General features: G+C 61.6%; 11 protein-coding genes. 5 read left to right on the top strand and 6 right to left on the bottom strand.

Features of this window, described 5'->3' with window-relative positions; genetic code table 11:
- Nucleotides 1-97 precede the first annotated feature (97 nt).
- The 4 genes from NW858_RS11435 to NW858_RS11450 all read right to left on the bottom strand — a co-directional run bounded on the left by NW858_RS11435 (nucleotide 98) and on the right by NW858_RS11450 (nucleotide 5,397).
- Nucleotides 98-1,090 (bottom strand): tyrosine-type recombinase/integrase, encoded by a 993-nt coding sequence (locus NW858_RS11435; protein ID WP_414520535.1) that lies wholly within the window; start codon nucleotides 1,088-1,090, stop codon nucleotides 98-100.
- A 93-nt stretch (nucleotides 1,091-1,183) separates the two neighbouring features.
- Nucleotides 1,184-2,539, bottom strand: coding sequence for an acetyl-CoA carboxylase biotin carboxylase subunit (accC, locus tag NW858_RS11440; protein WP_414366862.1), 1,356 nt, complete (start codon nucleotides 2,537-2,539; stop codon nucleotides 1,184-1,186).
- Nucleotides 2,540-2,683: 144 nt separating this feature from the next.
- Nucleotides 2,684-3,793 (bottom strand): hypothetical protein, encoded by a 1,110-nt coding sequence (locus NW858_RS11445; RefSeq protein WP_414520536.1) that lies wholly within the window; start codon nucleotides 3,791-3,793, stop codon nucleotides 2,684-2,686.
- Nucleotides 3,790-5,397 carry a hypothetical protein gene (locus NW858_RS11450; RefSeq protein WP_414520537.1) on the bottom strand — a complete coding sequence of 536 codons (1,608 nt, stop codon included), beginning with the start codon at nucleotides 5,395-5,397 and terminating at the stop codon, nucleotides 3,790-3,792. Before NW858_RS11450 ends, NW858_RS11445 begins: the two co-directional genes overlap by 4 nt.
- Nucleotides 5,398-5,660: 263 nt before the next feature.
- Between NW858_RS11450 and NW858_RS11455 the strand changes: the two genes are divergently transcribed.
- The 3 genes from NW858_RS11455 (at nucleotide 5,661) to NW858_RS11465 (ending at nucleotide 10,472) form a co-directional block, all read left to right on the top strand.
- A complete protein-coding gene (locus NW858_RS11455; RefSeq protein ID WP_414333931.1) occupies nucleotides 5,661-6,041 on the top strand; it encodes a cupin domain-containing protein in 381 nt (126 codons plus the stop codon).
- A 137-nt stretch (nucleotides 6,042-6,178) separates the two neighbouring features.
- Nucleotides 6,179-8,116, top strand: a complete 1,938-nt coding sequence (locus NW858_RS11460; protein WP_414520538.1) for a cellulose biosynthesis cyclic di-GMP-binding regulatory protein BcsB — start codon at nucleotides 6,179-6,181, stop codon at nucleotides 8,114-8,116.
- Between the two features lie 61 nt (nucleotides 8,117-8,177).
- Nucleotides 8,178-10,472: a glycosyltransferase family 2 protein gene (locus tag NW858_RS11465; protein WP_414520539.1), complete on the top strand. Its 2,295-nt coding sequence runs from the start codon at nucleotides 8,178-8,180 to the stop codon at nucleotides 10,470-10,472.
- 80 nt (nucleotides 10,473-10,552) lie between these two features.
- Here NW858_RS11465 and NW858_RS11470 read toward each other — a convergent pair whose 3' ends face one another.
- A complete protein-coding gene (locus NW858_RS11470) occupies nucleotides 10,553-10,822 on the bottom strand; it encodes a hypothetical protein (RefSeq protein ID WP_414338274.1) in 270 nt (89 codons plus the stop codon).
- 313 nt (nucleotides 10,823-11,135) lie between these two features.
- Entirely contained in the window at nucleotides 11,136-12,863 is a 1,728-nt protein-coding gene (locus NW858_RS11475; RefSeq protein ID WP_414520540.1) for an alkaline phosphatase D family protein, read from the bottom strand.
- Nucleotides 12,864-13,137: 274 nt separating this feature from the next.
- On the opposite strand from NW858_RS11475, the gene clpS reads away from it, so the two are divergent.
- Both clpS and NW858_RS11485 read left to right on the top strand, forming a co-directional pair.
- A complete protein-coding gene (gene clpS / locus NW858_RS11480; protein ID WP_414349213.1) occupies nucleotides 13,138-13,419 on the top strand; it encodes an ATP-dependent Clp protease adapter ClpS in 282 nt (93 codons plus the stop codon).
- A gap of 15 nt (nucleotides 13,420-13,434) precedes the next feature.
- On the top strand, nucleotides 13,435-14,241 hold the full coding sequence (locus NW858_RS11485; RefSeq protein ID WP_414520541.1) for a lysostaphin resistance A-like protein: 807 nt from the start codon (nucleotides 13,435-13,437) through the stop codon (nucleotides 14,239-14,241).
- Nucleotides 14,242-14,342 lie beyond the last annotated feature (101 nt).

The following is a 14,342-nucleotide window of genomic DNA, read 5'->3' on the forward strand; positions in this document are numbered from 1 at the left end:
TCCGGGGTTGCCCTCTGGATGTCCGGTTTCCCTTCCTGTTAGCAATCTGAGCCTCTCCCTACTACAACAATAGAGACCATGGCACAACAAGGGATCCCTAAATCAAGCCCTGATCCAAGATCGCGCGGGAACAGGCAATAGCTGCTCTCAAGTTGGCCCGCTGGGTGTAGCGCATCGTCATGGCAGCAGTCGTGTGGCCCAGCAAGTGCTGGATATGCTCAGGGGCAACGCCGCGATCCAGCAGCAGGGTGGCAAAGCTGTGGCGAAACTGGTGGGGGGTTTGGTGGCCCGGCTCAGGCTCGGTGAGCTTAAGCACAATATGACGTAGGCCATCGTAGGTGAGGGGACGACCCCGGTAGGCCGGGCAGCGGGATTGGGAGACAAACAAGGGATCCGTCGGCGCGCACGGGCCCCGTTCTTGGCTCAGATATTGTTGCAGCAGCTCGGAGAGGGGATCCCCGACCGCCACAGCGCGAGGTTTACTTCCCTTGCCACAGCGCACCTCCAACAGGGATCCCTCAGGGCTGATCTGAAAATCCTGTACTGTCAAGTCCAACAGCTCCTGCGCCCGTAGGCCGCACTCCAACAGCAGGCGGATCAAGGCTGCGTAGCGCAGAGAATGGCTTTGGGCCCGTTGCAGAACCCGCTGCAACAACAGCCGATCCAGGTCGCGAGGCAGACGAGCGGGCAGGCGGGCAGGTCGAATGGCCTGGGTGGGCAAGGGATCCGGAAAGTAGCCTCGCTGGCTGGCCCATTCAAAAAATTGTTGCAGCGCCAGCCGCTTCAGGTTGTAGGTAGCGGGAGAGGCAGGCGGATGGATCCACTGGCCCGAACGGTTGCGCAACGGACGCCCCCTCAAGCTGTTTAAAAAAGACTGAACGTGGGACGGCTGCACCTGTCCCAGCGGCACCGGGCAAGTTTTGGCAAACTGCTCCAGAGCAATGCGGTAGGTGCGGCGGCTGGCTGGGGCCAGATCCCGCTCCCGCTCCTGCAAAAATTGCAGCACCAACTGGCTGAGGCTGGGCACAGGGCAGCTCGGCTGACGCTGGAGAGGGGCCTGTTGAACCGAGTCGGGCCAGGGATCCCTCATCTGCAAGACCAGCAACCCTCAACTCACCCTTAACTTTAACTTCCAGCAAGCCACAGTTCAAAGCGGGATCCCAAACGACTTCTGATTGGATTGCTACTGGCTGGGCAGCAGGTGTTGGGTGATGAAATCCGTGTACACCTCGCCCCGTAAAAAAGCCTCGTGGCGCAGGATCTGCTGGTGGAAAGGGATCGTGGTGGGCACGCCGGTGATGGCGCATTCCCCCAGTGCCCGCTGCATGCGGCGGATAGCTGCCGCCCGGTTGGGCCCCCAGACGATCAGCTTGCCCAGCAGCGAATCGTAGTAGGGGGGAATGGTGTAGTCGGTGTAAATGTGGGAGTCCATGCGCACCCCCGGCCCCCCAGGGGGCAAATAGGCGCTGATGGTGCCCGCGCAAGGGCGAAACTGCTGCTTGGGATCCTCGGCGTTGATGCGGCACTCGATGGCATGGCCCCGCAGTTCCACATCCTTCTGGCGAAAGGTCAGAGGTTGACCTTGGGCGATGCGAATTTGCTCGGCAATCAAATCCAGCCCCGTCACCATCTCGGTAACCGGATGCTCCACCTGGATGCGGGTGTTCATCTCGATGAAGTAGAACTGGCCGTTTTTATCCAGCAAAAACTCCACCGTGCCCGCCCCCACGTAGTTCACTGCCTTGGCTGCCTTCACCGCTGCTGCTCCCATGCGGGCGCGCAAGCTCGTGGTCAAAGCCGGGCTGGGGGCCTCTTCCAGCAGCTTTTGGTGCCGCCGCTGAATTGAGCAATCCCGCTCGTACAGGTGCACCACATTGCCGTGGCTGTCGGCCAAGATCTGAAACTCCACATGGCGGGGGCGCTCGATAAACTTCTCCAGGTAGATCCCGCCATTGCCAAAGGCCGCCTGGGCTTCCCCCTGGGCGGTGCGCATCATCTTCAGCAATTCTTGGGCATCTCTGGCCACCCGCATGCCCCGCCCCCCGCCGCCGGCAGTGGCTTTGATGATCACGGGGTAACCGATTTTCTCCGCCAGCTTCACTGCTTCTTCATCAGAGGTGATCAAGCCGCGGCTGCCGGGCACGGTCGGCACGCCCACCGCTTGCATAGTCTCGCGGGCCGTGGCTTTGTCGGCCATTTTGCGCATCGCCTCTGGCGAGGGGCCGATGAAGATCAAGTTGTGGTCGGCACACATCTCGGCAAACTTGGCATTCTCCGCCAAGAACCCGTAGCCCGGATGAATAGCATTGGCGCCGCGGGTAAGGGCTGCCGAGATGATGTTGGGAATGTTGAGGTAGCTTTTGGCCACCGGGGCATCCCCTACACAGACGGCCTCGTCCGCCAGTTGGACATGCAGCGAGTTCTGATCCGCAGTGGAGTAGACGGCCACGGTGCGGATCCCCATTTCCTGACAGGTGCGGATGATGCGCAGGGCAATCTCGCCTCGGTTGGCGATCAGGATCTTGGTGATGGGCGGCATGAGGGGCGTTTGAGGTTAGAAAAATCTCGGCCGCTAAAGACCAGCGGTCCGTGCAAGGTAGGGTACGCAGGTGCTGATCCTACTATGGCAAGCAGACGGAAGGATCCAGATGGGGATCCCACATCTGGTCAATTCAGCCAACGCCTACACCCTCTGGGCAATAGCCGGCAAACCTACGCGGGCCCGGAATTGCCGGGCTGCCGTCAGCGCCCCATAGGGATCCCCCTTGTAGAGGCCGTAGTGCATCAGGGACAGGCGCCGCAATCCCAGTTGCGACACCTCCTGCAGCCACTCTGGCCGGCTCATGATCGCGAAATCCCCCTGGACGGTGTCGGCCCGGCCACCGTTGGGGTGCTTGTCCTTAATCGAGGGCTCGTAGTGGGCCAGCATCAGGTTGCGGTGGATGGGGGCAAAGAGGCGGCAGCAGAGGCGGATCTGCTCGGGGTTACCCGGATCCGGGCCGTTGAGCTCCGGGTTAAACTCCCCCGGTCGCCGCTGGCGCATCGACTGGAAGGCGATCCCGTCCATTTGGCTCATCGTCTCGGCAAAAGGCTCCACCATGCTGCGCCCTGCCCCGCGGCGGCGATCGTCAAAGGTGGCAATCCAGCCGCCCCAGCAGAGGGCCACCTCGGCCTCGGGCAGCCGCTCCTTGATGGCCTGGCGGGCTCTTAAGATGTTGCGCATCAGGGCGCGGTAGTAGGGGGCAGTGTCGGCGTTGTAGGCGTCGGCAGGGACGCGCCAGTAGGAAAACTCGGTGGCCAGGCTCCAGTAGGTGGGGCGGCCTTGGGGGTTGGCTTGGGCAATATACCCGGCCAGCTCGGCTACGTCCTGGATAAACTGCGGCGAGAGGTGGTAGTCGCCGCAGGGGCGGGTGGTGTCGTCTTCCCAGGTGATGATGTGCAGGCTGTAGCCCCGCTCAAACCACTGCCGCAAAAGCCCCGCCTGGTGCCAGTTGCGCCAGAAGGAGAGATCCCCCTGGCGGTGGTCAAAGCTGTTGAGCCAGCCGCTTAAGAAATGGGGATCCCAGTCCCGCGCCACCGCTGCCACCTGCGGATCCGACTCGATTTCCCAGAGGAAGCGACCGGGATCCTCGCCAGTGCCCACTTCCCAGCGGGCCAAGAGCTCTGACAAGTTCAGGTTTCCAGTGGTAACGTTCTCGAAGCCCTGACCACAGCCGGCAACTCCAGAGGCAGCCAGCAGCGCTCCGCCCATCTGCAGCACCTGTCGCCGCGGCCATTGCCGTTTCCAGATCATCTCGTTTCCTCCTCAAGCTCTGCCTGGCGGGCCCACAGCTGCACCTGCGGGGAGCTGTAGACCTCCCTAAAGCCCGGCAGCCCCTCAAAGGTAAGCTCAGGCCAAAATTGCAGGATGCGATCGGCGCTCCGCAAGGGATCCGCCGGCCCCGCCACCAGCAAGTAGTCCACCCGCTCCTGGGGGTGTTGCAGAGCCAAGGCAAACTCGTACTGGTGGGGAGTAAGGAACAAGCGGGGATCCCCCGCCCAAAAGATAGCCTCAAAGTGGATGTCGTCGTCCACCAACACCTTCTCGCCAGGCAGCAGGTGGCGGCGGAGATATTCCCCTACTTGGCGCTTTGCCTGCCGCTGCTGGCGCCACGCTTCCAAAGTCTGCCCCCCAGAGGTCACTTCGTACAGGTTTTGGGCCGCTCCCAACTCACGGCTAAGGGGCGCCACCCCTGCCACCAGTCGCTCCCAGAGATCCCGCTCCTCAACCACCAGGGGCGCCAAAAATCGTGGCTCTTGGCTTAGCCCATAGCCAGCGGTAAGGCAGTTCAGCCCCAAAAGGGCAGTGATCAACAGGCGCTTGGCCCAGCCGGGGCCGGCTCCGCGGACTAAGTAGGCCCCCATCAGCAACGGCAGCGGCACCCAGACGAGACCAAAGCGGCTCAGCTCCGGCAAAAACAGCCCCTGGCCCAGGGAAGCCAGCAGAACCACCAGCGGCATCCCCCAGATCAAGGCCCCGACCCAGCGGCCCAGCAGGGATCCCATCCCCACCAGGAGATAGGCAGGGGCCAGCACCGCCAGCCACTTGCCCAGCTCCACCAGCCCTTGCCAGCCGCCGGCCTGCTGCAGGTCTTCCCGCAACTGCGGCAGGCGCAGGCCGCTGCCCACCTGGTAGGTAAAAGCCCAGGGATCCCCCACCGCTAACCAGTTGACATACAGCCAGCTCAGGATCAGGGCCAGGCTGATAAACCCCACCACCAGCAGCGAGGCCCAGCGAAACCCCCAAGATTCGCGGCGAAAAGCCACCAGCAGCAGTCCTGCCAGCCAGGGCAACAGCCAGCCGCTCTCCCAGCGCAGCACCATCAGCGGCCCCAAGGCCAGCCCAATGAGCAGCAGCCGCAGGGTAACGGGCAGCTCGTCCTTCTCCGCTGCTTGTTTCCCATCCGCCAGAGGGAACAACAAGGCCATGTTCACCCCCACTAAAAGCGAGGTGGCCGTCCAAACTGGGCTGCGCAGCAGCATCAGGAGCAAAGCCGGCTGCAGCAGCAGCAACAGGCCCCACAGCCAGCGCCACCCCAAGCCGACAGGCAAACGGCGCAACTGTTGCCCCATCCAGTCCAACACCAGGGATCCCAAAATGGCCTGCAACACCAGCGGCGAGCGCCCCAAAATGGCCGTGGCCAGCACCAGCGAAGGGGGAAAGGTGGTGCCAACAATGGGCAGGCGCGGATCCGGCCCCAGGGCGGCTACGGATCCCTTGTAGCTAAGGAACTGCATCTCCAGGCTCACCCAGCCCCAGCCTTCCTTTAGCCCCCACAAGAGGCCAGCTAGGAGCAGCAAGGGGATCCCTACCGGCGCCGCGAGCCGCAAGATGGCTTTAAGCCGGTTTACGAACATCCATGCCCCATGAACGAGTTTCACTAAACTTGACGGCCTAGGGCATTGGAACACCCTAGTTAATCCTAAAAGCAAGTTTTGCAAAAACTGTTAGAGATGCAAGGGAGCGTTAGTATTCCCCTTCTCGAGACTTTTTTTCTACGAGTTTTGGCGTATTGGGTTCAGCAAGATGGTCGATGAAAAGTTGCCGCGCTGCAGGTGAGGATGTGAGAGCCCCTGAAGTGGAACAAGGTGTGACCTCAATGCTACAGTCTGTGCGGGACATGGACAACGCGGCAATTCCGGCACTGGAGCTTTTGCCCTCCCAGGCTCAGACCCGCCCCTGGGGAGCCTTCTGGATCTTGGATGAAGGCCCGATGTATAAAATCAAGCGCATCGAGGTCAAGCCCGGCCATCGCCTTAGCCTGCAGATGCACTACCACCGCAGCGAGCACTGGATCGTGGTTCGGGGCACGGCGCGCGTTACCCGGGGCGAGGAGGTGGTGCTGCTTAACTCCAACGAGTCCACCTACATTCCCCCCTGCACCAAGCACCGTCTGGAAAACCCCGGCACCATCCCCTTGGTGATCATCGAGGTGCAAAACGGGGAATACTTGGGGGAGGACGACATCGTGCGCTTTGAGGACGACTACGCCCGCGCCTAGGAGAGTTCCTGAGGAAGGGGGCTTTCTTGTGGCCAGTTCATCACTCTTGCGCCATATACTCCTAGAAGTTTGGCGACTGCCCCCGCCGCAGGTGTAGGCTTTTTCTGTCGTCAGAGCAGGTGCTAGGGATCCAGCAGATGGCTAGGGTAAGGCGAGGGTGGGGGCTGTTGGTGGCCGGCTTGCTCTGCTGCGTGCCAACAGAGGCAGTGCGGGCGGAGCCCCTTGCTTTCCAGAGGCTGGGCTACGAGCGTTCGGTGCTGCTGCAGGGATCCAACCCGCGCCTGGATGTCACCGTCCCTGCGCCCATCAACGGCATCGACCCAGAAGCCAGCTTTGTGCAGTTGCGCCTAGAACCTTCGCCGGTGCTCAAGCCCACTTCTACCGTGCGGGTGCTGATTAACGAGGAGCTGGCGGGGATCTTTCTGGTGCAAGATCTGCGGCAGGAGCCGGTGGTGCGGGTGCCCATCCCTAACCTGCCGCCGGGTGAGCGCTTTATCACGGTGTCGGTGCAGCCGTTTTTGAGCATTAGTGACGACATCTGTGCCGACCTCAACACCGGCAACCTGCTGCTGAGGGTAGGGCGGGACAGTTTTTTTGAGCTGGTGCCCCGCGTGCCCGATGCTACGGTGGCCGGCTTTCTGCACCTGATGTACCCCCAGCTCACGCTGGTGGTGCCCGCCAACCCCTCTCCTGAGGTGGCGGAAGCAGCGCTGGGCCTGTACAGCTTACTGGCCCACCTCTTCCCTCAGACCCCCATCCTCTGGAGCAACCGTCCAGGGGAAGGGCCTCAAGTGATTCTGGAGCCGGCCAACTTTACCCCCCACCTGCAGCATCAAGTAACTTCAGAGGGATCGCGGCTGCGGGTGGCCGCCCGCCGCGAGGCCATTCTTGCCCTCTATGAAGAGTGGAAGCGGGCGGGGCTGGTGAGCCGCGGCATCCGGGTGGCGGCGGTGGCGGACTGGGAGCGGGCTCTCAAGGCCAACCGCCTCAGCTTGCGGGAGTTGGGGATCGTGGATCCCCTGCTGCGGGGCTTTGGCAGCCAGTCTTTGGTTTTCAACTTCAACCTGGCCCAGTTGGGGGGGCGCCCGCGGGATCTGGCGGCCCAACTGGATGTGATCATGAACCCGGTGGATGGTCGGGCCGGGGATCGCCTGACGGGCTATGTGTTCTTCAACGGCGTTCTGCTGCGCACCTACAACCTCACTGGTCGCAGCCAGCTCAACGAGACCGTGACCCTGCCCACCCGCCTGCTGCGCCGCTTCAACCAACTGGAGCTGCGCTTTGACTACGGGGCCAGCCCCGGCAATTGCCAGGGATCCCTGACGCCGCTGACGGTTCAGGTGCGCTCGGATAGCTCCGGCTTTCTCTGGAGCGGCTACCAAGCCCCCAGTGGCGAGCTGCAGGAGATCCCGGCGGTGCTGCAGGGATCCGGACGGGTTTGGCTGGGGGATCCCCAACGGCTGCCGGCTGCCGCCTACCTGGTGGGGGCCTTGAGCCGGCTGGCCGCCCAACCGCTCCTGCCCACCCTTCAGTTTCTGCCCCAGGAAAAGACCCAGTTGGAAACAGGCGACTTCGCCTGGCAGATCCTTGTCGCTGCCCCGGAGCAGGTGGAGCTCCCTTACAGCCCCATCCGGCTGGGATCCCAGTTCGAGATCCTCAACCCCTTGAACCAGCAGGTGGCCCTGGCCGCCCAACCCCAGGAAAACCTCGGCCTCTTGCAGTACTTTTTGCTCCAAGGCAGGCCCACCCTCTGGCTGTCCTGGTGGGGATCTGATCCGGCCTTGGCAGAACGCCTCAGCCGCGGCCTTGCCGATCCACGCACCCGCCTGGCCAACCAACTGCAGGGAAATGTGCTCACCGCCTACGCCGCCGCCCCCGCCCTCACCCAGGTGCAGAGCTGGGATCTCACCCCCCAAGGCTACCGGGTGCGCTACCCAGGCCGCTTCAGTTGGCAGCTTTTGCTGTGGCAGTACCGCTATTGGCTGGTGCTGCTGCTGGCTATTCTGCTGGCAGCGGGAGCCTGGAATGTCTATCGCCGCTTGGCTCGCCGCCCCGAGTCCCCCATCCCTTCCTAGGGGGGGCTAGGCATGGGCTTGCGGTTGAGCCAGACTTGAGCCAAACCGCGGGTCTTAGGCCATGCTCCAGTCCCTTAAGTCCTCGCTTTTGCGCGCGGGCTATCTCACCCGCCAGCAACTGGCGGCAGCGGAGGAGTACCGCGAAGAGGTGGGCTGCTCCTTGCCCAGGGCTTTTTGGAGCTTGCGGGTCATGCATCCTGGCAAGTTTGCCGAGCTGTGTCGCCAGATTTTGGATCGGCCCAAGCTGCGGGACTGGCTGCTCAAGCAGCCTCTAGATCTAGAGCTGCCTTGGCTAGTGGAACCCAGCGATCTCCTGCCGGTGCGCTTTTTGCCCTGTGGCTGGCTCAACCCGCAAACCGTTGTGGTGGCCACGGAAGAGCCCGGCTTTCCTGGCGTCTGGCAGGCTGTGAAACGCCTTTGCCCAGAGGCCGAAAAGCTGTGGGAGATCCCGGCCACCGAAAAGCAGATCTTGACAGTTATCCTCGAGCGCAAACTGGCTGCTGAGCTGCTGGGTAGCCGCCTCACCCTGGAGCAGTGGCAGCAGGCTCTGGAGATCCGCCGCCGCACCGGATCTAGCCTGGGGCAGGTGCTGACCCGGCTGAGCTACCTCTCCACCCCCGAGTATCTCAGCATTCTGGCCCATTTGCTGGGCTACCCTTCCGTCTCGGAGCTGATGGGAACAGGGCTGCTCTACCGGGACGAGGTCCTAAGCCGCCAGTTCGATCCGGAATTGATGATGCACCACCTCTTCTACCCCCTGAGCTGGACGGACGAGCACACCCTCACCGTGATGGTCAACGACCCCCTGGACTGGGCGGTGGACGAGCTGCTCTACAATTGGCGGCCAGGGCTGCGGATTGAAAAGGTGCTGGGCACCGAGCAGGATATTACCCAGCTCCTCAGCCAAGATCAGGGATCCCGCTTTAGCCAAGAGGCGGTGTACAAGCTGCTGGCCCGCCTGCCGGAGGAATCGGCCTCGCGGGTGTTTACCCCCTCGCAAATTGCCGTCGGCTATGGCCTGCTGCTGCTGCTGCTGTGGAGTTTGGCCAGCGCTCCCTGGACAACTCTGACGATCTTGGTGCTTTTGATTAACCTCTTCTACATAGCCTCGATTTTCTTCAAACTGCTGCTCAGCTTGGTGGGATCCGCCGATCGCTTCCACCAGATTACCGACGAAGAAGTGGCCGCCCTCGATGACCGCAGCTTGCCCATCTACACCATCCTGGTGCCGGTCTACAAAGAGCCGGAGGTGATGCCGATTCTCATCAACTCCCTCTCCAAGCTGGACTACCCCCACGAGCGCCTAGACGTGCTGATCCTGTTGGAAGAAAACGACCAGGCCACCATCGAGGCCGCCCGCGCCGCCAAGCCGCCCCGCTACGTGCGCCTATTGATCGTGCCGGATAGCAAGCCCAAGACCAAGCCCAAAGCCTGCAACTACGGCCTGGCCTTTGCCCGCGGCGAATACCTCACCATCTACGATGCCGAAGACATCCCCGATCCGGATCAACTGAAAAAAGCCATCATTGCCTTCAAAAAAGGGGATCCCAGCTTGGTCTGCGTCCAGGCGGCCCTCAACTATTTCAACCGCAACGAGAACTTTCTTACCCGCATGTTTACCCTGGAGTATTCCTATTGGTTTGATTACCTGCTGCCGGGCCTGGAAACCTTGAAAATGCCCATTCCCCTGGGGGGCACCAGCAACCACTTCCGCACCGACCGCCTGCGGGAATTGCAGGGATGGGATCCCTTTAACGTCACCGAAGATGCCGATCTAGGCATTCGCGCCAGCCAGCACGGCTACACGGTGGGGGTGATCAACTCCACCACCTACGAAGAGGCCAACTGCGCCCTTAAAAACTGGATCCGGCAGCGCTCCCGCTGGATCAAAGGCTATATGCAGACCTGGCTGGTGCACAACCGCAACCCGCTGCGCTCTTTGCGCAAGCTGGGCCTCAAGAACTGGCTGGCCTACCAATTTTTTATCGGCGGCAGCTTCTTTACCTTCCTCACCAGCCCCATCATGTGGCTGCTGTTTATTTACTGGCTGCTCACCCGCGCCCATTGGCTGCAAAACATCTTTCCCAGTTGGCTAATTTACTTGGGCTTGTTTAACCTCTTGGTGGGCAATGCCATTGGGATCTACTTGAACTTGGTGGCCGTTTTTCGGCGGGGCTACTACGACTTGGCTTTCTATGCTCTCCTCAACCCCATTTACTGGCAACTGCACTCCATGGCAGCCTACATGGCCCTGTGGCAGCTTTTTACCAAGCCCTTCTACTGGGAAAAAACCATCCATGGCTTGAGCAGATTCACCCACGCCAAAGTGCAGGAAGCCAGCCACAAACCCGCCTAGCCAGCCCCCTTCATCCCTACAGCAGGCGGTACCTCCTTCCCCTCTTCCAAGAGGGAGAGGGGCTAGGGGCGAGGGAAGCGCTAGAAGCCGTAGTCAGAATCGACGACGACAGCACAGCCGCGTGGGTGGCGGCAGCCGGCCATGATTACTTGGATTGCGAAATTGCCCTCATAGGGAGCCTGGACGATGGGGAAATCGTCCAAGAGCGTATCTTCCGCTACCACCCGACCGTTGCGATCGTAAAGCACCAGATCCACGTCGTGGCAGTCGAGGTCGCACTCGGCCCAGATGTTCTCGCCTGGGTAGAAATAACCGTTAACCCAGGTCGATTGCCCGTTCAGTAACCACAAGCTACTTTGGGCCCACGCTTCACCACCACCCAGGATTGCAGCCGCGCCGATCATGCCCGCTGCCAGCCAACCCCGCAGAGCAACCATCGGATTTTCCTCCTTCCATGAAGTTTTCTTTGCCGCAACAGGGATCCCTGCCCTACCTACACGCTAGCATTAACGTTTTCGCTCCCTGGCTGATTGCGATCACAGCCGGCATCTTCCTTACAAGTTGCAAAAAAGGGTTACAAAAGGGGATCCCAACTTGCGCAGGGATCCCTGAATTTCGATCAGAATGAGAGTGAGAAAACCTGCCCAAAGCCCTTGATTGTTCTCACTGGGGCAGCACCAGTTCTCCGCGGCGCCCCAGGGGATCGGTGAGGACGCTGCCGGTGGGGCCCTTGATCTGAAGGGTGCAGCGGCTGCCGGAGACTTCAATGAGGGTGTAGTTGGGCACCGCCAGCTCCAAAAAGCGCAGGTTGCCTGTCGTTACGCCAGGGATCCCGCTCACTTCTGGATTGGCAGGGTTCACAGGGGCGAGAAAGCCATTCACAATCCGGTAGTAGAGGCGGCTGGCGTTGGGGATCCCCAGTTGGCTGCCCAACTCGTCAATGCTCAAGGCGGTCACGCTGCGTCCGGTGGGGCCAGTCCACACCTCCCAGATGGGGTTGCTGCTGCCGGGGTTGACCTGGCCGATAAAGCCGGCGTGGTTGTTGCCGGTTAGGAACACCACGTTGCGGATGTTGTTGCGCTCAATAAAGTCGATCACCTCCTGCCGCTCCAGCCAGTAGCCCTCCCAGACGTCGTTGGAGCGGAAATAGGTCACCGTGATGGGAAACTCGCTGACGATGAACTTGTAGGTGGCGGTGGAGCTGCGCAGGCTGTTGAACAACCACTGCTTTTGGGGTTCTCCCAAAAGAATGCGCGGCGTGCGGCGCAGCAGGTTAAACAGCGCCTCTTCCGATCCCGGCGGGCCGAAGAACAGGGTCTCCTGCTGGGGCGTGAGGCGGATGCCGGCCAGTTCCAAAAAGCGCTGGCGGGTCAAGCCAGGGGGCAAAATGGGCAGGATCGGGGTCACAGCAGCCAAGTCGCGGTACTGGCGCAGGTCGAGGATAAAGACTTCGGCGTTGGCGCCGTAGCGGAAGCTGCGAAACACCCGATCCCGGCTATCTACCCCCGGCACATCCGTCAAGTTGGGGGTGATGGGGTTGTACTCAAAAAAGGCTTGGTAGCCCAGCACCCTGAAATCTTCCACGTCGCGGGTTTGCCCGGTGGTGTCGTTGAGCTGGACAGCGCGGCCGCCGCGGGCCTTCTGGCCGCTGTAGTTGTCGATCACCTCGTGGTCATCCCAGTTAACGACAAAGGAGGTGCGGCTGAACAACTGCGGGAACTCTGGTCCGGCATATTTGGGATCCCGCTGATCCCGATAGAGGCTGCGGTAAAACTCCAGGTTGCCGATGGGATCCAGCCCCAGCCAGAAGCGATCCGCGTAGACGGTGTCGCCGTTGAAGGAGATGAAATCGATATCGCCGCGGTTAACCTCAGCCAACAGGGCCGCCCCAATGGGGAAAGGAGGCTCATTGGCGCAGCTAATGTGCAAGAAGCGGATGGGCCGCCCATCGCCCGGAGCCGGCAGGGTGCGGAACTGGCCCACAGGGCTGGTAAACCCCTCACTGACAAAGCGGTAGAAATAGCGCTGCGCCGGCCTCAGGCCGGTAACAACGGCGCGGGCAATGTAGTCGCCCGGCTCGGTGCGGTAGTTGCGACCGGCCACGCGGCGGGCAGTCAGCGCAACCTGCTGCAGAATGGGGTTGAACTCGGCATTTTCCGCCATCTGCAGCGTCACAGGCACCGTATCCACGCTGCTGGCCGGCACCACCCGCGTGGAAAGCACCGCCCCCTCAGAGGTGGGATCCCCGGCAAACACCCCCTGGGGAAATCCCGGCTCTCCCAGCGGCGGGATAGAAGAACTGGAGGTGCCCCCACAGGCGGCCAGGGCGGCTGCCCCACCGCCAAACATCAGCAACTGCAGGAAAAAGCGACGGGAACGCAGGGAACTCATACAGCTAACCTCAGCGACGCCGGCAAATGTAAAGGGATCCGCAACAATGGCCAATTGCCCCTAGTCAAGCACTTCTGCGCCCAAACTGAGGTTGTGGGCCGGTGAAAACTGGGTTAGCTTCTGTTTAAGAACGCCAGACCTGAGGCTTGGGTTCTCCGCGGCCTTTTCATAGCCCTTCCTGCGAAGGCTAAAATTCCATTAAGGTTTTTTGCTTTTTGGCTTTGTTTTCGGTTTTGCGTTCTAGAACCTCTTGTTGACCCAAGGAGGGATCGTCGTGGCTACGGAGACTCTGGTTAAGCCTTCTGTAACCCCGAAGCATATGCCCATGTACCGGGTGTTGCTGCACAACGACGATGTCAACACCATGGAGTACGTGGTGCAGGTGCTGGTGAAGGTCATTCCATCGATGATGCCGCCGCAAGCCACCGAGATCATGTTGGAAGCCCACAACAACGGCGTTGCTGTGGTCATCGTGGTGCCGCGGGAGCACGCGGAGTTTTACTGCGAGCAGTTGCGCCGGCACGGCCTCACCAGCTCGATCGAGCCGGAACGCTAGTTAGGAGCGGTTTGGGTGGGCCTGCCAATTGTCGAGCTAATTGCCCAACTGAAGACTTCTCCGTTTCCACTGCGGCTGTTGCTGTTTTTGGGGATCCCCCTCTTAGCTTGGCTGCCGTTGGTCGGGCTAGGGGGGGTTTTCTTTGGCCGAGAGTACCTCTGGCTGCCGCTGTATGTCCTCCTGCTCCTTTGGCTGGGGCTGTGGGGATCCGGGTTTGCCGCCTATGGCCTGGACAAGAGTTGGGCCTGCCGAGCTGGGATCCTCTGGGGCCTGGGGATGGGTGTGGGCGGGCTTTTTCTGCTCTTTGGCCTGGAGGGGGCCCTGGGCTGGCTGAGCTGGCAGCCGGTGGAAGGGGGATCCCTGCTGGGCTATGGCTTGCTGGGGCTAGGGGTGGGCCTGGCGGTGGCTCTAGCAGAAGAGCTGTTGTTCCGCGGCTGGCTGCTGCAGGAGATGGCCTTGGACTACGGCTGGACAAGCGCTCTGTGGGGATCCAGCCTTCTCTTTGCTTTGGCCCACTTTTTGAAGCCGCCAGCAGAGATCCTCGCCACCTGGCCCCAGTTTCCGGGGCTGTGGCTGATGGGCCTGCTGCTGGCCCAGGCCAAGGTGTGGAACCAAAACAAGCTAGGACTCAGCCTGGGGCTGCACGCCGGCTGGGTGTGGGGCATCACCTGGGTCAACAACTTGGCTTGGATCGAGTACACCGGCAGGGCGCCAGAGTGGCTCACCGGCATCGGCGGCAACCCCCTAGCCGGGCTGATGGGCCTGCTCTTCCTGGGCGGCACCTTCCTTGTTCTCAAGAGGTTGGCCACCGACAGAAGCTGAACAACGCCGAAGCATCTCCCCTCTCCCTCAGGGAGAGGGGCCGGGGGTGAGGGTCATCCCTCAGGGAGAGGGGCCGGGGGTGAGGGTCATCCCTCAGGGAG

Source organism: Synechococcus sp. H55.10 (genome assembly GCF_047502715.1).
GTDB lineage: Bacteria > Cyanobacteriota > Cyanobacteriia > Thermostichales > Thermostichaceae > Thermostichus.

Excerpts from the sequence above, each read along its gene's own strand:
- NW858_RS11435 (WP_414520535.1), bottom strand. The coding sequence starts at position 1,090 with ATGAGGGATCCCTGGCCCGACTCGGTTCAACAGGCCCCTCTCCAGCGT.
- NW858_RS11455 (WP_414333931.1), top strand. The coding sequence starts at position 5,661 with ATGGACAACGCGGCAATTCCGGCACTGGAGCTTTTGCCCTCCCAGGCT.
- NW858_RS11465 (WP_414520539.1), top strand. The coding sequence starts at position 8,178 with ATGCTCCAGTCCCTTAAGTCCTCGCTTTTGCGCGCGGGCTATCTCACC.
- NW858_RS11445 (WP_414520536.1), bottom strand. The coding sequence starts at position 3,793 with ATGATCTGGAAACGGCAATGGCCGCGGCGACAGGTGCTGCAGATGGGC.
- NW858_RS11450 (WP_414520537.1), bottom strand. The coding sequence starts at position 5,397 with ATGTTCGTAAACCGGCTTAAAGCCATCTTGCGGCTCGCGGCGCCGGTA.
- accC (WP_414366862.1), bottom strand. The coding sequence starts at position 2,539 with ATGCCGCCCATCACCAAGATCCTGATCGCCAACCGAGGCGAGATTGCC.
- NW858_RS11460 (WP_414520538.1), top strand. The coding sequence starts at position 6,179 with ATGGCTAGGGTAAGGCGAGGGTGGGGGCTGTTGGTGGCCGGCTTGCTC.
- NW858_RS11475 (WP_414520540.1), bottom strand. The coding sequence starts at position 12,863 with ATGAGTTCCCTGCGTTCCCGTCGCTTTTTCCTGCAGTTGCTGATGTTT.